This window comes from Rhizobium sp. BR 362 (genome assembly GCF_036528765.1).
Taxonomy (GTDB): Bacteria; Pseudomonadota; Alphaproteobacteria; order Rhizobiales; family Rhizobiaceae; genus Rhizobium.
This window is the reverse complement of the sequence record NZ_JARWGH010000003.1, coordinates 204,348-221,780: the sequence shown is the minus strand read 5'-3', so window position 1 is coordinate 221,780 and position 17,433 is coordinate 204,348. Positions and strand designations below refer to the sequence as shown.

Genomic DNA, 17,433 nt, shown 5'->3' with positions numbered 1-17,433 from the left:
ATTGAGCGGCGCGAGTAACGGCGTCATTTTCTGCGCGATGGCGCACTGTTTCAGAGGCGCCCATCATGCGGACACCTGCGAAGTTTCGACAATCGGCGGAAAAATGTCGGGGCGAAGATGCGATTTAGAAATCGCTCCTTTTGTGGCCCGATCGATTCCGACGGCGATTTCTGCTGATACGCGACCCTTACGCTTCGCGGACCAAATGGCGTTCTGCGATTTGCCTATGAGCTTACCGAGCTTTGCCTCGGAACCGGCAATCGAGATGGCTGCTTCTAACAGCCGAGTGATGACTTTGGGATTCGGTGTGTTTGTCATGGCCCACCCTTGATAACACAAGGCGCCATTAACCATCAAGTAAAATAACACACTTGGTTGTTATGCAGCGCGGCTTTAATGTGTCATTAGATGAGTATCAGACACACAAGGGCACACAAGGGCGACCATGATCGAAAGAAATGAAACACTCATCGACAAGCTGATGTCGGCAAAGGGCGAAGAGATAAAGTCGGCAAGAGAGAAGCTTGAACTGTCCCAAGCCGAACTCGCCTCACGCGCTGGAACAAATCAGCAGACGATAGATAGGCTGGAGCGGGGATTGACTAGGCAATCAAAATACATGCCAGAGATACGGAAGGTCCTCGGGTTGCCATCGCCGATTCAGGAAGAAGAAAGCCTTGTCCGATTTTCCGCCAAATATGGGGCGGGCTACGGTGTACGAGCCCACATCGCCGAAGACTATCGAGACCGCGAGAGAATGCCAGTTTTCACAATGGCACTAGGCGAAGAGAGTGGGGAAACCACATGGATCATTAACTCGAAACCAGCAATATTCCTGCCACGCGGTTATCCCGTTCAAGAAAGTCTTGGAGCGTACGGCATTGTCGTTCCCGACGATCGAATGCACCCTGTCCTAAAGAAAGGCGAGATAGCGATTGTCGACCCCGATGCGGGAAGCGAACCATTGGGCGAGGTCTTTATGATCCACGGAATGCCGGATGGGCGCACCGCGGGTATGCTGTGTACTTGGACCGGCTTTGAAAACATGCATTCTTCAGAGGGCGAGCTCCAGGTAAAGGTTAAGTTCTGGAATCCGCCGGAGGCATTCCTCGCGCGCTGGCTCACTTGGCCGGCGATGGGACCAGTCGTGGCAAGATTGCCCGCACCCAGGGACATTAACAATTGAATGTGTTGACAACAACACATTAGAGCGTTAACTATAGCTTCATCTTAACCGATGGAGTGAATATGAATCCGCTCATCCACATCAATGCACCAGTCACGATGTCGAGCCAGGACATCGCCGAACTGGTGAATTCGCGCCACGATAAGGTTAAACAATCGATCGAGCGCCTTGCCGAGCGCGGCGCGATTCAACTTCCCCCATCAGGGGATGTTAAAAATCATCTCGGGCAGACTGTTCAAGTCTATCAGATCGGCAAGCGTGACAGCTACGTGATCGTGGCACAGCTCTCGCCAGAATTCACCGCTCGCCTTGTTGACCGCTGGCAGGAGCTTGAACAGCAGGCGCATCAGCCTCGCATGCTGACCACGACCGAAACCCTCATCCAAATGCTCACGATCCAGGCTGAAGTAGAACGACGTCAGGCCGAACAGGCAGCGGCAATCACGGCCATCGATGCCCGTGTGGAGCGTGTCGAAACAGCGCAAACCATTCTCAGTGCCCGGCCTGCCAATTCGGAGAGCATTATCCACGTTCGCAAGCGGATCAGGAAAGCGTTCGGTCTATCCGCGGCCATCGTGGACGCTGTTGTGCGCCAATCGCCTTATGCGCCAAAGCCGGCTGGTATGGTCCGCAATGAGCATGTCGAGGCAGATGGCGCTGCATATGCCGTCTATTGGCAGAAGGACGTGACTGCTACATTCGAGCGTTTCGTTTCCGAGGCGAAGAAGGTCACTGGTCAGTTCTTCACCCATCCCTATGTCGACGGCCGCTTCAGAATGGTTGCCATCGACCACAAGACCCAAGCCAAACGCGAATAACCGGCGCGACAGCGCGTCAATTCCCCTTCTGAAAATTTGGAGAACACCAATGCCGAACACACCAGTTGTGGCAGCCGCCGAAGGCTTGCCTACTTCTCGCCGCACATTCCTTTCCGCCCTTCCCGGTCTAGCTGCGACAGCGGCTATCCCACCAGTATTCGCCTCGGTCGCCAGTGAACCGGCGAAGCTCGCTCTGACACCGCGCGAGCGTGTCGAATATTATTTCGACCAACTGCGTGCCGCTCTCGCAGAAGCAACGGGAAAAGAGGTCAACGGGAAGATCGCGTGGGATCTCGAATTCTGTTTTGTTTGCAGCCGTGTCCAGGGGAGCGCCGAGTCATGAAACACGTTCCCGCGAACTTCGTCACTGAAGCAAAGGCAGCGAAGGCCAACGAAGAAATCATAGATGCTTTCCGCGGCTTAGATCACGACATCTCGTGTCTCCGCAATATGGCTCGAATCCTGGCTGACCTCTTGGACGATAGCCTCTTTGACCGTAGCGTCGACGCCGGTTCTGCCGTTCTCACCATCAAGCTGACCGATTCAGAAATGGAGATGCTCTCGTTCGCCTGGAACGACGTTGCCTCAAGAGCATCGCGGTTACAGGTGGCATTTGACGCGGCAGCTAGAGGGGAGTGCCTTCAATGACCCAGCGCCCCTCTCCATGAACTGGATTGGAAATATGAGCACGAAGACCGAATTCGAAGATTCGCTTGGTGCCGCCAGAAGCTTCCTGCACGCGATCAAGATGGCGGCCGAATCCCTTTCCGACAACCGCGAAAACTGCGCTTTCCAGATACTGGCAGAAGCTGCCGACAAGGAAATCATCAACGCGCAGAACCTCGTCGACACTCTTCCGGAGAAACTGTGATGGTCAGCAACCTTGAAATTCTCGATAAGCTCGCCGAGCTTCGCCATGTCCTTGGGCTGCTCAATTTGGCAGCTCGATCACTCGAGATGAAGCACGAGCGCGACCCACTCGATCACGGCACCATGATCGCCGTCGATCTGCTTGTGACGATCGAGGCAATGGCCGACGATCGGATGCCTGAACAGCAGGAGGCATCTGAATGAGCGGCTCCTCTGTGGATAACGGGGGTAACCGAGACGTGCCGCTCTCCTCCTCCGAACAGATCGGCGATGACGAGCCGGTCACTCTTGCTGAAGCCTGCCGATTATTCTTCGGTGGTCGGCTGACGAAGTCCGCTCTTCGCACTGAAGCGCGCAAAGGCAACCTGGAAATCCTTCAGATTGCCAACAAGGATTTCGTCACACGTCGATCAATCGAGAGGATGATAGAAAAATGTCTCAAAAGAAACGACCAGCCCGTCTCTGGCTCAGGCCAGACACCGGGACATGGTTCATCAAGGACGGAGGCAAGCGTGTCCCCACGGAATGCCGCGAAGATGAAATTGCGGCAGCTCAGGAACGCCTTGCCGAATACATCAACGACCGATACCGGCCTCAGCGCAGCAGTCGTTCCGCTGAAGTCACGGTAGCAGACGTCGTCATCGTCTATTCGGAAGAAAAGGCGCAGCAGACGGCCCGGCCGAAGGAGACGTTGGCAATGCTCGATCGCATCACCGACTATTTCGGCGATATGCTGCTGACAGAGGTCAAAGGGCAGACGTGCAGAGAATATGCTGCCGATCGGGGAAATCTGGGTGGCGCTCGCCGGGATCTGGAAGTCCTGCGGGCGGCCATCAATTATTACCACGCCGAGCATACGCTCGATATGGTTCCCAAGGTCACTTTGCCCGAAAAGGGCATGCCGCGGCAGAAGTGGCTCACGCGGAAGGAGATTGGCCGCCTTTTGCGCGCCGCCAGGAAAGAAAAGCAATGCGGCCACCTGGTCCGACTTATTATGATCGGCCTTTACACCGGCACACGCCTTTCCGCCGTTCTGAACCTTCAATGGATGCCGAATACCACCGCCGGCCATGTCGATCTCGAGCGCGGTGTCATCTATCGCCGTGCCGAGGGCGAGCGGGTCGCGCACAACAAGCGCCGTACACCCGTCAAGGTTCCCCCTCGCCTTCTGCGCTTCCTTCGGTATTGGCACAAAGCCGACACCACGACCGATTCGGAAGGCAACGAGGTGACGCTACGCTATGTGGTGACGTATGCCGGGGAGAAGATCATCAAGCCGCATAAAGCCTTCAGGACTGTGCGTGACGCTGCCGGCTTCGGAGATGATGTCACCCCTCACGTACTGCGGCATACGCGCGCAACATGGCTTGCCCAGGCCGGCGTTGATACCGAGCAGGCTGCAGCGTCTCTTGGGATGACTTCGGAGGAGTTTGAGCGGACATACGCGCACGCGAGTCCCGACTTCCAACAGCAGGCAGCGAACGCATTCTAATCGGTCCGATGCTTCAAACGGTCCGCAATCGGTCCGTTATCTAGAAAATGGCTTTCGCGGAGGAAGCTTTCTTCGGGATGAAAGCCTTGATTTGTAAGGCTTTTCGCTGGTCGGAGTGGAGTGATTCGAACACTCGACCCCCACGTCCCGAACGTGGTGCGCTACCAGACTGCGCTACACTCCGTGACCAGCGGCGCTTCTATAGACCAGCCATTTTTGATGCACAAGCACCAAAATCAAAAAAACCAATCGATTTTTGACGAAAAGATTACAGAGGCAATTGCTCAGAAAATCGGCAGAAAAACAGGTCTCGAATCGGCCGAAGTGCGTAAGACGCAACACCTTTGGCAAAATCCCGCGTCTTCACGCGGATTGGAATTTTCTTTTGCCGGCTTTGGCGCTAAAGCCTTTGCGGGACAGGCGGAAATGTCGTGGGACAGCGGCATTTTCGCAGCCGATTGCGAGACAGAAGCTCAAGGACGATACGATGAATATCCGCATGATCACCGCGGCAGGGCTGTTACTGGCCCTGGCCGGCTGCAGCACCACAGGCACAGCTCTTCCGACGATTGCCAGCAACCCGGTTCAAGACCGCTGGGAAGGCCAGTCGGCCGGCCGGTTCTTTGCCTCCTACGGCCCGCCGATCTCCGACCGCGACGAAGGCGGCAACCGCGTCTACACCTGGCGCGGCGGCTACAAGACGGTCGCCATCGGCGGCAAGAAGGGCGCGAAGAAGAGCAAGCTCTATCTTAGCTGCAAGGCCGATATCGTCACCAACCAGAGCTATGTCATCCGCTCAGTCCATATTCTCGGCGACCAGCCGGGCACCAACGGCTCCTCCTACTGCGCCGAACTGCTGGCACCGGCAGAAAAGGCGAGCTGAGTTTCTCGGATTACCGGGGACGGACTATCGCAGGCGGCTCGAAAGGGTCGCCTGTTTTTGTTTTGGTGGGCGGGGCGGCTATTTTGCGGCCAAATCAATTTAGATTTTTGGAAATTTGAGTGGCTGGGGCGCCTGGATTCGAACCAGGGGATGGCGGTACCAAAAACCGCTGCCTTACCGCTTGGCTACGCCCCAACAGTGCGACATGGCGACTGTTCGCGCCAAATCGGCGTCTGATTAGCAAAGGTCGCATCCGCTCACAATCATTAAGTTATGCGTGAGCGCATATTTCTGTGTGCTTCCAGCGGGGCTATGATAGGGCTTGCTGTTCCAAAATCCACTTTAGGAGATCCAATGAGCCAGTTTCGCGCCCGCCCTCCGGCCGTTCCGTCCGTTCTTATCGACGACGCCATGGTGCGCATTACCCGCTGGGATTTCGAGCCGGGCGCCGATACGGGGCATCATGTTCATGGTCTCGGCTATGTCGTGGTGCCGATGACGGATTGCCAGTTCCTGATCGAAGAAGCGGATGAAAGCCGGCGTGTCGACCTCGCCAAGGGCGCGGCCTACCGGCGTGACGCCGGCGTCGAGCATAATGTGGTCAATGCCGGGGCGGAACCGATGTCCTTGATTGAAATCGAATACAAACGATGAGCGTTCCCGAATTCGACCTTGCCTTCGAGCCTGCCTACGGGCGCGCCGTGCCGATAGCGCCCGGTGTCGAGCGGATGACGGTCAATAATCCCAGCGCTTTCACCTTTCACGGCACCAACAGCTATATTGTCGGCGGCTCGTCCGTGGCGGTCATCGACCCCGGCCCGGAGAATGAGGCGCATTTTACGTCTCTGATGGAAGCGTTGAAGGGCCGCGAGGTGACGCATATCTTCGTCAGCCATACTCACCGCGACCACTCTCCCCTCGCCAAGCGGCTCAAGGAGGCAACGGGTGCCCTGACGGTCGGCGAAGGGCCGCACCGCGCGGCCCGGCCCTTGCATGAAGGCGAGGTCAATCCCTTTGCCGAAAGCTCGGATACGGATTTTCTGCCGGACATCGCGCTTGCCGACGGCGAAAGCGTCTCGGGAGACGGTTGGGAATTGACTGCGCTTTTGACACCCGGCCACACGGCCAATCATGCCTGTTTTGCGCTGGAGGGCAGCGGCATCGTCTTTTCCGCCGATCATGTCATGGCCTGGGCGACGACGATCGTCGCACCGCCTGATGGCTCCATGGCAGACTATATGGCTTCGCTCGAGCGGCTGCTTGCCCGCGACGATCGCCGGTTCTTTCCCGGCCATGGCGGGCCGGTGATGGAACCCGCCTCCTTCCTGCGGGGCCTCAGGACCCATCGGCGCATGCGCGAACGCGCCGTGCTGGAGCGGATCAAGGCAGGCGACCGCCTGATCCCCGATATGGTGAAAGCCATCTATCGCGACACCGACCCTCGCCTGCATGGCGCAGCCGCGCTCTCCGTGCTGGCACATCTGGAGGATCTGGTGGGAAAAGGCCAGGTGGAGACGGACGGGCCGCCGGCGCTATTCGGAACGTATCGGCTGGCGTAAGCGGCTTCAGCTTCCGGCAATGCCAAGGAGTTCGGCGTCGAGCGCCTTCAGATAGGTTTCCGCTATGTTGGCGCTAATGCCGAGATCGTCCTGGCCATAGCGGGAGGCGACGCGGACATCGACAAGCGTCGTCTCCGCCTCTTCACGCAGGCGGATCAGCACATCGAAATTCAGGCCGAGAATGCGGGTGCGGGTCTCGCCCTGCAGGACCACGTCAGAATTCTGGCGAATCAGATCAGCCACATCGTCGCGGAAGGGGCGCGGCGTCGGCACGGGGACGACATCGGGCATGTCGGTGACGGCGCTGTCGTCCGGTGTCTGGCTCTGGTTCTGCCGCGGTGCGCGGCGCTTCGGCTTTTCATCGCTGTTCGGATCAACGACAGCGGCGCCTTCGGCCTTGACGATGGTGATATGATTGTCCTTGGCGACCTTACGCACGGCCTCAAGCACACGGTCAACCGCGCCTTCATAGCGCCGGCCGGTCAGCGCCGGATAGGCGGCATATTGCGCCTCGCGATCCTGTGCTGTCACGAAATGCCTTGCCGGCAGCCAGATCTGTTCGGCCTGCGGTGGCGCCAGCCATTCCGGGGCATCGACGAGATCGGTGGAGACATCGTAGATGGCGGGCCGTGTCCAATATCGCTCGACGCCGAGGCCGACGATCGCCAGCGGCAGCGCAGCGTAGATCAGCGCCTTGAAAGCCGAAACGCCCCCAACGGCGGCAACCCGCCAGAGTTGCGACAAGCCAACGGCCGCAAGCAGCACCGCCAGCGCCGCGAAACCAGCGGAAATCAGCATCAGCAGGACGAAATAGGGCGTTTCCAGCGGCCCGAATCGATGGCCGATCAGAATCACCGCGCATAGCACCAGCGCAAAGGACGCAATCAGGCGCGCGGCACGGGCGGCATGCGAAACGGGACGGTCGAAGCGAATGGTCATCAAAAGCTCGTCGGCGCGTCGGATCGGAAGGCGGATGCTACCCAATCCCGAAGGTCGACTTCATGTTTAGAGCAAGACATGGCGAAAATAAATCGGCTCTCGGCCCGGATGAACAACGTTCGATCGCAAGCCGGTTAGAGGGGTCAATCGGTGCGAAATGTGAGTACTTGCTTAAATTCTGAAAAGAGGCCATGCTTTTTGGGTTCTGCTTAGGCCATGAAAGGACTTGAGGAGATGGAAACGATGCAATCGCCGGACATCGCCGCCAAGCCGTTGCCTGCGGCCGCCGGCACGATCGCCGATGCCGCCGATCCCACCCTGCCGCTCGAACTTCTTGAGCTGGAATTATCGCTGGAAGGTTTTTCCGGTGGCGAGGCTGCCTTTTGCGAAGCGGTGCGGGATGCCGCCCGGGCTGCGCATGGCGAATTTCTCTTCGATCTTCCAGCCACGGGATTGATATCGGATTGCCGCCGGCTTGCGGTGCTGCGGATCCCTGATGATGGAGAGACCATGCGCGTCATCTTCGCCGTGCTAGACGAAGACGATGCGGAAATCCGCCTGCTGCAGCCGGACGAGGAGACCGAGCCCCTGCTCCGCTTTGCCGATGCTTTCGTCGATCTGCTGCAACGCCTGCCGGCAAGGCCGCGCGAAGACGCTTGAACAGCTTCAGTCTTACCATGCCGTTCAACGGTTTCGTGATGAACCGGCGGCGATATGCCTTTCGCACCTTATCGAGGGAGACTATAGTTTTCGCGTGCATATTTTGTGCCGAGGATATCGAGTCATGCGTATTTTTCCCGCACTTTCTCTCATTGCCATGGCTCTGGCTTTAACCGCCTGCCAGACGGCAGAGGAGATTCGAGCGGCGGATGAAGCGAGATGCAGCAGCTACGGCTTTCGCCGCGGCACCGAGAGTTTCGCCAACTGCCTGATGAATCAGGATCTGAGCCGGCGCGCCGATCAGCGTGCTTTCATGGAAAGCAATGATGATTTCTTCTGGGGACCGTCCATCGTGGTCGGACCGCGATATTATCATCGCCATTGGCATTGATCACTTCGCCTCTCCCCGCGACGAAAACTATGCCTTGCCTCTGATTGCCGCCTGCGCCGCCGCAAGCCTTGCGATCGGCACGCGGAAGGGCGAGCACGAGACGTAATCCAGCCCGATCTCCTCGCAAAAGTGGATCGACGCCGGATCGCCGCCATGTTCGCCGCAAATGCCGAGCTTCATATCGTTGCGCGTGCGGCGGCCGCGTTCGGCCGCGATGCGAATCAGCTCTCCGACGCCATCGAAATCGAGCGAGATGAAAGGATCATGCTCGATGATCCCCTTGCGTTGATAGGTGGGAATGAAGGCCGCGGCATCGTCGCGCGACATGCCGAAGGTGGTCTGCGTCAGGTCGTTGGTGCCAAAGGAGAAGAATTCGGCCGCTTCGGCGATGATATGGGCGCGAAGGGCGGCGCGCGGCAGCTCGATCATCGTACCGACGAGATAGTCGATCTTCATCTTCGCTTCCGTCATGACGGCGCGGGCCACCGCATCGATACATGTCTTGACGTAATCGAGCTCCGAACGAAGGCCAACCAGCGGCACCATGATCTCCGGCACAACTGCCGCACCCGTCTCTTTTGCGGCGGAGACCGCCGCCTCGAAGATGGCCCTGGCTTGCATCTCGACGATCTCGGGATAGGAAATCGCCAGGCGGCAGCCGCGATGGCCGAGCATGGGATTGAACTCATGCAGCGCATCGACGCGCTGGCGCAATATGGCCGGCTCCATGCCCATGATGCCGGCAACCTCGGCGATCTCCTCGTCCGTCTTCGGCAGAAATTCGTGCAATGGCGGGTCCAGCAGGCGGATGGTCACCGGCAGGCCGTGCATGATGGTGAACATGCCGGTGAAATCGAGCCGCTGCATAGGCAGGAGCTTGGCGAGCGCGGCGCGTCGGCCCTCCTCGCCTTCGGCGAGGATCATCTCCCGCATGACATGGATACGGTCGCCTTCGAAGAACATGTGTTCAGTACGGCAAAGGCCGATGCCTTCGGCGCCGAAGGAACGGGCGGCGCGGGCGTCCGCCGGCGTATCGGCATTCGTGCGCACCGTCATGCGGCGCGAATGGTCGGCCCAAGCCATGATGCGGCCGAAATCGCCTGACAGTTCCGGCTGGATCATCGGGACTTCGCCCTTCAGCACCTGACCGGTGGAGCCGTCGATCGTGACGATATCGCCCTTTTTCAGGGTGACGCCAATGCCGATCAGCTTTTCGTTGCGCATGTCGATGCGCATGGTGCCGGCGCCAACGACGCAGGGAATGCCCATGCCGCGGGCAACTACCGCCGCATGGCTGGTCATGCCGCCGCGCGTCGTGAGAATCCCCTCGGCGGCATGCATGCCGTGAATATCCTCCGGGCTCGTTTCGATGCGCACGAGAATGACCTTGCGGCCCTCCTCTTCGGCGATAATCGCCTCCTCGGCAGTGAATACGACCTCCCCGGTCGCTGCCCCCGGCGAGGCCGGCAAGCCGGAGCCGATGACCTCGCGATGCACGCGCGGATCAATGGTCGGGTGCAGGAGTTGGTCAAGGGTCGAGGGCTCGATGCGCGAAACGGCCTCCTCCTCAGTAATCACACCTTCGTCGACCATGTCGACGGCGACCTTCATCGCCGCCTTGGTGGTGCGCTTGGCCGCGCGGGTCTGCAGCATCCAGAGCTTACCGCGCTCGATGGTGAATTCCAGATCCTGCATATCGCGGTAATGCGCTTCGAGCTCGGCGCAGATGCGGCGGAATTCGGCAAAGGCTTCCGGCATCAGTTTTTCCATCGACGGCCGGTCATAGCCGGAGGCGATGCGGGCCGCCTCGGTGATGCTCTGCGGTGTGCGAATGCCGGCGACGACATCCTCGCCTTGCGCATTGACCAGGAATTCGCCGTAGAGCTCCTTCTCACCCGTCGAGGGATTGCGGGTAAATGCGACGCCGGTGGCGGAGGAATTGCCGAGATTGCCGAAGACCATGGCCTGGATATTCACCGCCGTGCCCCAGGCTTCGGGAATATTGTGCAAATGGCGATAGGTGATCGCGCGCGGGTTCATCCAACTGGAAAACACCGCACCGACGGCACCCCAGAGCTGCACCTCAGGCTCCTGCGGGAAGGCCTCGTCCAGTTCCTCTTCGATGACGGACTTATAAAGGGAGACCACATGCTGCCATTCGACCGCGGAAAGATCGGTATCGAACTCGTGGCCAAGGCGGGCCTTCTCATCCTCCAGAATTTCCTCGAAAATCTCGTTGTCGAGACCCATGACGACATCGGCATACATCTGGATGAAGCGACGATAGCTATCCCAGGCGAAGCGGGCGTCGCCGGCGTCATGGCCGAGCGCCTGCACCGTATCGTCGTTGAGGCCGAGATTGAGGACGGTATCCATCATGCCCGGCATGGAAGCGCGACCGCCGGAGCGCACAGAAACGAGCAGCGGGCGAGCGGTATCGCCGAACTTGCGCCCGGTGATCGTCTCCATCTGCTTCAGTCCTTGCATCACCTGCGGTTTCAGGTCTTCCGGAACGTTGCGGCCGTTCTTGTAGTAGAAAGCACAGGCTTCGCTGACGATCGTCAAGCCAGGGGGAACCGGCAGGCCCAGGCTGCACATTTCGGCAAGATTAGCGCCCTTCCCCCCGAGCCGCTCATAATCCTTGGCGCGACCTTCGGCCTTTCCGTCGCCGAATGTATAAACCCACTTGGTCATTTTCCCCCGTCCAACTCCTAAGGTTGAACTTAATTCATTGAGGTGGAAATGAAAATCGACAAATGCGGCGAAATGTTGCGCCGCACAATAAATATCGGATTACAGCGTTGAAAACCGCGTCCATTACAACGGATGCGTAAAGCGTCACTTGACGCACGACGCACGCTCCACTAAGTAAAATTCATGAAGATCAGAAACGTGATTCATAAGGGGCTACGCCGGTTCATCGAAGAGGACGATGCCTCCGGCTTGCAACCGGCCTTCATACCAAAACTGCGGCGAATTATTTCCTTTCTCCAGGATATGGAACAGGAGGAGGAATTGCGGACGGTGCCGAGTTGGAAAGTGCATCTGCTCGCCGGCGATCGCAAAGGCACCTGGAGCCTCTTTGTCACGAAAAACTGGCGGCTGACATTCCGGATAGACCGGACAGAAATTGAGATCATCGACCTCGATTATGAAGATTATCACTAGGAGGCGGCAATGAACGCTGCACAGGGCATCCGCATGAAAAATCCAGCCCATCCGGGCGGATTCGTCAAAAGCGAGATCATTGAAGCTCTTGAGCTTTCCGTCACCGACGCAGCCAAGGCGCTGGGCGTTACACGCCCGGCCTTGTCCGCGCTTCTCAACGAACGAGCCCATCTGTCGCCAGAAATGGCGCTCAGAATCGAGAAAGCATTTGGCGTATCTATGGATACGCTAATGCGGATGCAGAATAGCTATGACATTGCTCAAGCCCGCAAGCGGGAGGGAGACATCAAGGTGGCACCATTCAAAGGCAAGCCAAACGATCCGCCATCGACCGCAACCTGATGATCGGATTAGGCGACTAAGCCGTCCCCTCCCGCTTTGCCAGAATTTTGTCAATCCGCATGCCGTCCAGATCGACGATCTCGAAGTGCCAGCCGTCGAATATGAAGCTCTCGCCGACCTCCGGAATATGACCGAGCTGGTAGAGTGCAAAGCCGGCGAAGGTGTGAAAACCGCTGTCTTCGGAACGCTCGCGGAGCCCCAGCCTCTGGAAAGCATCATAGACCGGCATCATGCCTTCGATCAGCAATGAGCCGTCGGCCCGCTCGACGATATCCGGCCCTTCGTTCTCCATGTTCGGCAAGTCGCCGGCGATGGCTTCCAGCAGGTCCGTCTGCGTGACGATGCCCTCCAGGCTACCATATTCATCGATGACCATGGCGAGACGGACGGGCGCGCGCTTGAAGCTTTCGAGCACCTTGAACACGGCCGTCGCCTCGTGAACGATAAGAGGCTGCCGCATGACAGCCATTGGATCGAGCGATTGACCGTTGAGGAGCTGATCGAGAAGATCCCTTTTCAGGATCATGCCGATCGGTTCATCGATCGTCCCGCGCCCGACCAGGAGCTGTTCGAACCGGCTTTCGCGAATAGCCTTCAGCATCTCCTCCGGCGTGTCCTCGGCGTCGATCCAATCGACCTCCAGCCTCGGCGTCATGATATCGGAGACATCGCGATCGCCGATGTTGAAGACACGTTCGACCAGTTCCTGCTGCGCCTGTTCCAACAGGCCAGCCTCCTGACTTTCGGCCACCAGCATCTTGATTTCCGCGGGGGAATGCAGCGAGCCTTCGCCGGCGCCCGGCCGCAGGCCGAAGAGGCGCAGAACCAGATTTCCGAGACCGTTCAGTACCACGATCGCCGGGCGGAGCAGAAACAGGAACAACCCCAAGGGTCGCACGACGCCCAGGGCAGTGCCTTCGCTACGCTGCAATGCCAGGCTCTTCGGCGCCAGTTCGCCAAGGACGATGTGCAGGGCGGTGATGATGATGAAGGAAATCACGACGGCGACGGCGTGCGATCCGGCGGCTGCCCAGGAGCCGGGCAGAAAATCGAGAAGCGGCTCCAAGAGATGGGCAAGCGCCGGTTCACCCACCCAGCCGAGAGCGAGCGAAGATATGGTGATGCCGAGCTGAGTGGCCGCGAGATTGGCGTCGAGATTGTCGACCGCCCGTTGCAAGGCGGTCGCGTTCATCCGCCCCTCTAGGACCAGTTCGGCAACGCGGCTGCGCCGAACGGAGACAAGCGAAAATTCGGCCGCAACGAAAAAACCATTGGCGGCGACGAGGAACAACACGGCAAGTATTCCGAGAAAATCGAAAATACCGCCATCAAATCCAGACATGCTTCCCTTCCGGGCGGATGAGCGCCACGTATTATTGATCGAAAAGAAATCTAACACGCTTTCCGGCTGTGCGGCAGCCGAAGCGGCAATTTCTTGTCGATATGGAAATGGTTTTTCTTTTTTCCAATCGGAAAAAGGCGTTTCAAGCAATTTCCCGCAGCCGCTCGGCGGTCTGCAAATCAACCGAAACAAGCTGTGAGACACCCTGTTCGGCCATGGTCACGCCGAAGAGGCGGTCCATGCGGGCCATGGTGATGGGATTGTGGGTAATGACCACGAAACGCGTCTCAGTGGAGGCGGCCATCTCGTCCATGAGATTGCAATAGCGCTCGACATTGTGGTCGTCGAGCGGCGCGTCCACTTCGTCCAGCACGCAGATCGGCGCCGGATTGGTGAGGAAGACGGCAAAGATCAGCGCCATCGCCGTCAGCGCCTGTTCGCCACCGGAAAGCAGCGTCATGGTCTGCGGCTTCTTGCCCGGCGGACGGGCGAGGATTTCGAGGCCCGCCTCGAGCGGATCGTCTGACTCGATCAGTTGCAGTTCGGCCGTGCCGCCGCCGAAAAGATGGGTAAACAGCCGCTGGAACTGAACATTGACCACGTCGAAAGCAGCGATCAGTCGCTCGCGGCCTTCGCGGTTGAGACTCTGGATCGCACCGCGCAGCTTACGGATGGCGTCGATGACGTCGTCGCGCTCCTTGATCAAGGCCCGCAGCCGCTCGGCCAATTCCTTGCTTTCTTCCTCGGCGCGCAGGTTGACGGCACCGAGGCGCTCGCGCTCGATCTTCAGCCGCTCCAGCTCGCGCTCGACCTCGCGCAAATCGGGAACATTCTGCCCCGCCGACTGCCCGGCAAGCCGCAACACCTCGTGCGGCTCGACATTCAACGCCTGACGGATGCGCAATTCACTTTCCTGGCGGCGCTCGCGGGCAGAGACCAGCCGCTCTTCGATACGGCCACGCTTTTCGCGGCTTTCAGCCAGTTCCGACAACGCCGTGGCGGCCTGGCGATCGGCCTCGCGCTGAACGATTTCCGCCTCGACCAGGCGATCAGCCGCGGCGCGGCGCGCCTCCTCAGCCTTTTGCAATTCATTCATCAGGCTGCGACGCTTGTCATCAAATTCATCCGGAGCAAGGTCCAGCTCGGCGGCTTCGTCGCGCGCCTCTTCTTCGCGGTCGCGCAAGGTCTGGATATGCTCTTCGGCACTGGCGGCGCGCTGGCGCCAACCGTCACGCTCCTGCCGGATAGCCAGAATGCGGCGCTGCCGCGCCTCGTTTTCCCGATTCAGCCCTTCGTAACGGGCGCGCGCCTCGGCGAGCGCTCCGCGATCTGTGGCGACATCTGCCTGCTGATTGCGCAGCTTGAGATCGATGGTCGTCAGATCGGGCGCATCCTCCAGTTCGATGCGGGCATTTTCATCTTGTAGCATCACCTCTTCCATCTGCGCCTGCAGATGGCTGGCAGCTTCCGAGATGACGTCGCGACGACGGATCAGATCGCCGGAGGCGCGCTCTGCCATCGCCAATGCTTCGCGAGCCTCCGCGAGCTGCCGGCCAGCAAGCCGGCTGGTATCACGCGCGACGACAAGACGACCTTCCTCGGCCCGGATCGCGTCACCGGCAATTGCCAAGCGCTCCTCGGCTTCGACCAGGACATCACGTGCCATCTCGGCTTCGGCTTCGAGCTCCGCTAGGCGATTTTTCTGCGCCAGCCGCAGAGCGGCCGCGCTGGGGGCATCTGCCCCGGTCACATGCCCGTCCCAACGAAATACGGCGCCGTCCTTCGTCACCAGCCGCTGCCCAGGCTTCAACGCCGGCATGAGACGCAGGGCATCTTCGGCTGCGACAAGGCCGATCTGGCGAAGACGTCGCGTCAATGCCGCCGGTGCCCCAACATGCGAAATCAGCGGCACGACACCTTCCGGCAAGGCAGGATCGGTGGCACCGCTGCCGTTGTCCGACCAATAGACCGGCGCTTGCGGATCCAGCGGCGATTCCAAGTCGTCGCCAAGAGCTGCACCGAGCGCTGTCTCGAAGCCGCGATCGACGCGCAGCTCTTCCGCAACCGGTGCAAATGTGGCCGAAGCTGCTCCCGCCGCTAGCATATTAGAGATCGTGCGCGCCTCGGTTTCCAAGGCGTTCAGCCGGGAACGGGCTTCGTCGACCGGCGCGCGCGATAAAGCTTCGGTCTCGCGGGCCTTGGAAAGCGCCGCTTCGACGAGCTGGATCGCCACATCGGCATCGGCAACGACGGTTTCAGCAGCTTCGACCACATCGCGCTTTTCGCCAGGGTCTGGCAGGGCGGCCATCTTTTCATCGATCGCGTCGAGCTCTCGGCTGGCCTCGTCCATCTGGCGTTCCAGCCGCATTTTGCGGTCGGCAAGATCGCGGATGGCGCGCTCGAGCTGATTGCGGGCGGCTGAAGCCTCGGCGCGCTCGGCGGTCAGCGCGGCAAAGATACGCTCGCTGTCTTCCAGCTTGGCGGCGGCGGCATCGAAAGCCTCGCGCGTCTCCTCGGCAAGCCGGCCGGAATCGGCGAGGAGTTCGGCAATATCGGCCTCCTCAGCATCAAGCTTGGCGAGAATCGCGGCATTATCGGCGACAAGGCGCTCCTCGCGGCTGATATCTTCGGCCAATTGCGCCAGTCGCCGGGTCAGTTCGTCACGACGGCGCAGGATGCGGTTGGCATCCTCTTCCAGTTGATTGCGGGCAAACTGCAGGCGCTGCAAGGCGGCCGCGGCTTTCGCCTCCTCTTCGCGCAGGTCCGGCAGCTTGAAACTGGCGATGCCCTGCGCCTTCGCCGCCTCCATCTGTATCTGCGCTTTTTCCGCGACCAGAACGGTTGCCTGGTTGAGAGCGCTGTCGGCCTCCGCTTCCGCCTCCTTGGCCTGCTTCCAATGGATATGCAGGAGCATGGCCTCGCGGGCACGGATGTCGGCGGACAGCATCTTGAAGCGGTTGGCCTGACGCGCCTGGCGCTTCAGGCTCTCGATCTGGCTTTCAAGCTGCGAGGTCACGTCGTCGAGACGTTCGAGATTGCCTTCGGCGGCACGCAGACGGAGTTCCGCCTCATGCCGGCGCGAATGCAGGCCGGAAATGCCTGCCGCCTCTTCGAGAAGCTGCCGGCGAGCCTGGGGCTTGGCTTGAATCAGCTCGCCGATACGCCCCTGCCCCACCATCGACGGCGAACGCGCGCCGGTCGAGGCATCGGCGAACAGCAGTTGCACATCCTTGGCACGGGCCTCCTTGCCGTTGATGCGATAGAGCGAGCCCTGCTCGCGCTCGATGCGGCGAGTGACCTGGATTTCGTCGCTGTCGTTAAACGCGGCAGGCGCCGTGCGGTCGCTGTTGTCGAGATAGAGACCGACCTCGGCGGTATTGCGCGCAGGGCGATTGCCGGAACCGGAGAAGATGACATCATCCATGCCGGAGGCGCGCATGTTCTTATAGGAGTTCTCGCCCATAACCCAGCGCAGCGCTTCGACCAGGTTGGACTTGCCGCAACCGTTCGGGCCGACGACGCCGGTCAAGCCGCGCTCGATGACGAATTCCGCCGGCTCCACGAAGGATTTGAAGCCGACGAGACGAAGCCTGTTGAACTTCATGGGCATTCCCCCCCTTCTCCCCGACGGGGAGAAGGTGCCCGAAGGGCGGATGAGGAGGATGAGGAGCGCAACGACGAATACCTTAAGCCATGCCTAGAGCCCAGTCCTCCCCGTAACGCCCCCTCAACCCACGCTACGCGCGACCTTCTCCCCGCGGGGGAGAAGGTAACAGCCGGGCA

At 59.7% G+C, this 17,433-nt stretch carries 19 protein-coding genes and 2 tRNA genes; 14 read left to right on the top strand and 7 right to left on the bottom strand.

Annotation, left to right across the window (positions count from 1 at the left end; translation table 11 throughout):
* Positions 1 to 63: 63 nt before the first annotated feature.
* Positions 64 to 318: a transcriptional regulator gene (locus tag QDY28_RS05475; RefSeq protein WP_331380648.1), complete on the bottom strand. Its 255-nt coding sequence runs from the start codon at positions 316 to 318 to the stop codon at positions 64 to 66.
* Between the two features lie 127 nt (positions 319 to 445).
* Between QDY28_RS05475 and QDY28_RS05470 the strand changes: the two genes are divergently transcribed.
* The 7 genes from QDY28_RS05470 (at position 446) to QDY28_RS05440 (ending at position 4,366) form a co-directional block, all read left to right on the top strand.
* On the top strand, positions 446 to 1,186 hold the full coding sequence (locus QDY28_RS05470; protein ID WP_331380646.1) for a helix-turn-helix transcriptional regulator: 741 nt from the start codon (positions 446 to 448) through the stop codon (positions 1,184 to 1,186).
* 62 nt (positions 1,187 to 1,248) lie between these two features.
* Complete coding sequence (locus QDY28_RS05465) at positions 1,249 to 2,004, top strand: Rha family transcriptional regulator (protein ID WP_331380645.1); 756 nt, start codon at positions 1,249 to 1,251, stop codon at positions 2,002 to 2,004.
* A gap of 49 nt (positions 2,005 to 2,053) precedes the next feature.
* Entirely contained in the window at positions 2,054 to 2,347 is a 294-nt protein-coding gene (locus QDY28_RS05460) for a hypothetical protein (RefSeq protein ID WP_331380644.1), read from the top strand.
* Positions 2,344 to 2,652 (top strand): hypothetical protein, encoded by a 309-nt coding sequence (locus QDY28_RS05455; protein ID WP_331380643.1) that lies wholly within the window; start codon positions 2,344 to 2,346, stop codon positions 2,650 to 2,652. The genes QDY28_RS05460 and QDY28_RS05455 overlap by 4 nt, the downstream gene beginning before the upstream one ends.
* 34 nt (positions 2,653 to 2,686) lie before the next feature.
* The gene (locus tag QDY28_RS05450) at positions 2,687 to 2,875 is read left to right on the top strand and encodes a hypothetical protein (RefSeq protein ID WP_331380642.1); all 189 of its coding nucleotides are present in this window, start codon (positions 2,687 to 2,689) and stop codon (positions 2,873 to 2,875) included.
* On the top strand, positions 2,875 to 3,078 hold the full coding sequence (locus QDY28_RS05445; RefSeq protein ID WP_331380641.1) for a hypothetical protein: 204 nt from the start codon (positions 2,875 to 2,877) through the stop codon (positions 3,076 to 3,078). The genes QDY28_RS05450 and QDY28_RS05445 overlap by 1 nt, the downstream gene beginning before the upstream one ends.
* A gap of 229 nt (positions 3,079 to 3,307) precedes the next feature.
* Positions 3,308 to 4,366, top strand: coding sequence for a tyrosine-type recombinase/integrase (locus tag QDY28_RS05440; protein ID WP_331380640.1), 1,059 nt, complete (start codon positions 3,308 to 3,310; stop codon positions 4,364 to 4,366).
* A 107-nt stretch (positions 4,367 to 4,473) separates the two neighbouring features.
* Here the strand turns inward: QDY28_RS05440 and QDY28_RS05435 are convergent.
* Positions 4,474 to 4,550: transfer RNA gene (locus QDY28_RS05435), tRNA-Pro, on the bottom strand.
* Positions 4,551 to 4,853: 303 nt separating this feature from the next.
* Here QDY28_RS05435 and QDY28_RS05430 point away from each other — a divergent pair.
* Positions 4,854 to 5,249, top strand: coding sequence for a hypothetical protein (locus QDY28_RS05430; protein ID WP_331380639.1), 396 nt, complete (start codon positions 4,854 to 4,856; stop codon positions 5,247 to 5,249).
* A 120-nt stretch (positions 5,250 to 5,369) separates the two neighbouring features.
* Here the strand turns inward: QDY28_RS05430 and QDY28_RS05425 are convergent.
* Positions 5,370 to 5,444, bottom strand: a tRNA-Gln gene (locus QDY28_RS05425).
* Positions 5,445 to 5,603: 159 nt separating this feature from the next.
* On the opposite strand from QDY28_RS05425, the gene QDY28_RS05420 reads away from it, so the two are divergent.
* Together QDY28_RS05420 and QDY28_RS05415 are read left to right on the top strand one after the other, a co-directional pair.
* Entirely contained in the window at positions 5,604 to 5,903 is a 300-nt protein-coding gene (locus tag QDY28_RS05420) for a cupin domain-containing protein (protein ID WP_331380638.1), read from the top strand.
* Positions 5,900 to 6,808 (top strand): MBL fold metallo-hydrolase, encoded by a 909-nt coding sequence (locus tag QDY28_RS05415; protein WP_331380637.1) that lies wholly within the window; start codon positions 5,900 to 5,902, stop codon positions 6,806 to 6,808. The genes QDY28_RS05420 and QDY28_RS05415 overlap by 4 nt, the downstream gene beginning before the upstream one ends.
* A gap of 6 nt (positions 6,809 to 6,814) precedes the next feature.
* Here the strand turns inward: QDY28_RS05415 and QDY28_RS05410 are convergent, their stop codons facing one another.
* Entirely contained in the window at positions 6,815 to 7,747 is a 933-nt protein-coding gene (locus tag QDY28_RS05410; RefSeq protein WP_331380636.1) for a DUF1499 domain-containing protein, read from the bottom strand.
* Positions 7,748 to 7,990: 243 nt separating this feature from the next.
* On the opposite strand from QDY28_RS05410, the gene QDY28_RS05405 reads away from it, so the two are divergent.
* A complete protein-coding gene (locus tag QDY28_RS05405; protein ID WP_331380635.1) occupies positions 7,991 to 8,407 on the top strand; it encodes a hypothetical protein in 417 nt (138 codons plus the stop codon).
* A gap of 124 nt (positions 8,408 to 8,531) precedes the next feature.
* Positions 8,532 to 8,798 carry a hypothetical protein gene (locus QDY28_RS05400; protein ID WP_331380634.1) on the top strand — a complete coding sequence of 89 codons (267 nt, stop codon included), beginning with the start codon at positions 8,532 to 8,534 and terminating at the stop codon, positions 8,796 to 8,798.
* Positions 8,799 to 8,825: 27 nt separating this feature from the next.
* On the opposite strand, the gene ppdK is transcribed toward QDY28_RS05400, so the two are convergent.
* A complete protein-coding gene (gene ppdK / locus QDY28_RS05395; protein WP_331380633.1) occupies positions 8,826 to 11,492 on the bottom strand; it encodes a pyruvate, phosphate dikinase in 2,667 nt (888 codons plus the stop codon).
* Positions 11,493 to 11,675: 183 nt separating this feature from the next.
* Here ppdK and QDY28_RS05390 point away from each other — a divergent pair, with 183 nt between their 5' ends.
* On the top strand, positions 11,676 to 11,966 hold the full coding sequence (locus QDY28_RS05390; RefSeq protein WP_331380632.1) for a type II toxin-antitoxin system RelE/ParE family toxin: 291 nt from the start codon (positions 11,676 to 11,678) through the stop codon (positions 11,964 to 11,966).
* Positions 11,967 to 11,975: 9 nt separating this feature from the next.
* Positions 11,976 to 12,308 carry a HigA family addiction module antitoxin gene (locus QDY28_RS05385; protein ID WP_331380631.1) on the top strand — a complete coding sequence of 111 codons (333 nt, stop codon included), beginning with the start codon at positions 11,976 to 11,978 and terminating at the stop codon, positions 12,306 to 12,308.
* Between the two features lie 16 nt (positions 12,309 to 12,324).
* Here QDY28_RS05385 and QDY28_RS05380 read toward each other — a convergent pair whose 3' ends face one another.
* Positions 12,325 to 13,650, bottom strand: a complete 1,326-nt coding sequence (locus QDY28_RS05380) for a hemolysin family protein (RefSeq protein WP_331380630.1) — start codon at positions 13,648 to 13,650, stop codon at positions 12,325 to 12,327.
* Positions 13,651 to 13,792: 142 nt separating this feature from the next.
* Positions 13,793 to 17,254: a chromosome segregation SMC family protein gene (locus QDY28_RS05375; protein ID WP_331380874.1), complete on the bottom strand. Its 3,462-nt coding sequence runs from the start codon at positions 17,252 to 17,254 to the stop codon at positions 13,793 to 13,795.
* Positions 17,255 to 17,433: the final 179 nt, after the last annotated feature.

Bases quoted from the DNA above. Each gene is read 5' to 3' on its own strand.
- QDY28_RS05400 (WP_331380634.1), top strand. From the start codon at position 8,532: ATGCGTATTTTTCCCGCACTTTCTCTCATTGCCATGGCTCTGGCTTTA.
- QDY28_RS05470 (WP_331380646.1), top strand. From the start codon at position 446: ATGATCGAAAGAAATGAAACACTCATCGACAAGCTGATGTCGGCAAAG.
- ppdK (WP_331380633.1), bottom strand. From the start codon at position 11,492: ATGACCAAGTGGGTTTATACATTCGGCGACGGAAAGGCCGAAGGTCGC.
- QDY28_RS05430 (WP_331380639.1), top strand. From the start codon at position 4,854: ATGAATATCCGCATGATCACCGCGGCAGGGCTGTTACTGGCCCTGGCC.
- QDY28_RS05450 (WP_331380642.1), top strand. From the start codon at position 2,687: ATGAGCACGAAGACCGAATTCGAAGATTCGCTTGGTGCCGCCAGAAGC.
- QDY28_RS05475 (WP_331380648.1), bottom strand. From the start codon at position 318: ATGACAAACACACCGAATCCCAAAGTCATCACTCGGCTGTTAGAAGCA.
- QDY28_RS05460 (WP_331380644.1), top strand. From the start codon at position 2,054: ATGCCGAACACACCAGTTGTGGCAGCCGCCGAAGGCTTGCCTACTTCT.
- QDY28_RS05440 (WP_331380640.1), top strand. From the start codon at position 3,308: ATGTCTCAAAAGAAACGACCAGCCCGTCTCTGGCTCAGGCCAGACACC.
- QDY28_RS05390 (WP_331380632.1), top strand. From the start codon at position 11,676: ATGAAGATCAGAAACGTGATTCATAAGGGGCTACGCCGGTTCATCGAA.
- QDY28_RS05405 (WP_331380635.1), top strand. From the start codon at position 7,991: ATGCAATCGCCGGACATCGCCGCCAAGCCGTTGCCTGCGGCCGCCGGC.
- QDY28_RS05420 (WP_331380638.1), top strand. From the start codon at position 5,604: ATGAGCCAGTTTCGCGCCCGCCCTCCGGCCGTTCCGTCCGTTCTTATC.
- QDY28_RS05380 (WP_331380630.1), bottom strand. From the start codon at position 13,650: ATGTCTGGATTTGATGGCGGTATTTTCGATTTTCTCGGAATACTTGCC.
- QDY28_RS05465 (WP_331380645.1), top strand. From the start codon at position 1,249: ATGAATCCGCTCATCCACATCAATGCACCAGTCACGATGTCGAGCCAG.
- QDY28_RS05385 (WP_331380631.1), top strand. From the start codon at position 11,976: ATGAACGCTGCACAGGGCATCCGCATGAAAAATCCAGCCCATCCGGGC.
- QDY28_RS05375 (WP_331380874.1), bottom strand. From the start codon at position 17,254: ATGAAGTTCAACAGGCTTCGTCTCGTCGGCTTCAAATCCTTCGTGGAG.
- QDY28_RS05410 (WP_331380636.1), bottom strand. From the start codon at position 7,747: ATGACCATTCGCTTCGACCGTCCCGTTTCGCATGCCGCCCGTGCCGCG.
- QDY28_RS05445 (WP_331380641.1), top strand. From the start codon at position 2,875: ATGGTCAGCAACCTTGAAATTCTCGATAAGCTCGCCGAGCTTCGCCAT.
- QDY28_RS05415 (WP_331380637.1), top strand. From the start codon at position 5,900: ATGAGCGTTCCCGAATTCGACCTTGCCTTCGAGCCTGCCTACGGGCGC.
- QDY28_RS05455 (WP_331380643.1), top strand. From the start codon at position 2,344: ATGAAACACGTTCCCGCGAACTTCGTCACTGAAGCAAAGGCAGCGAAG.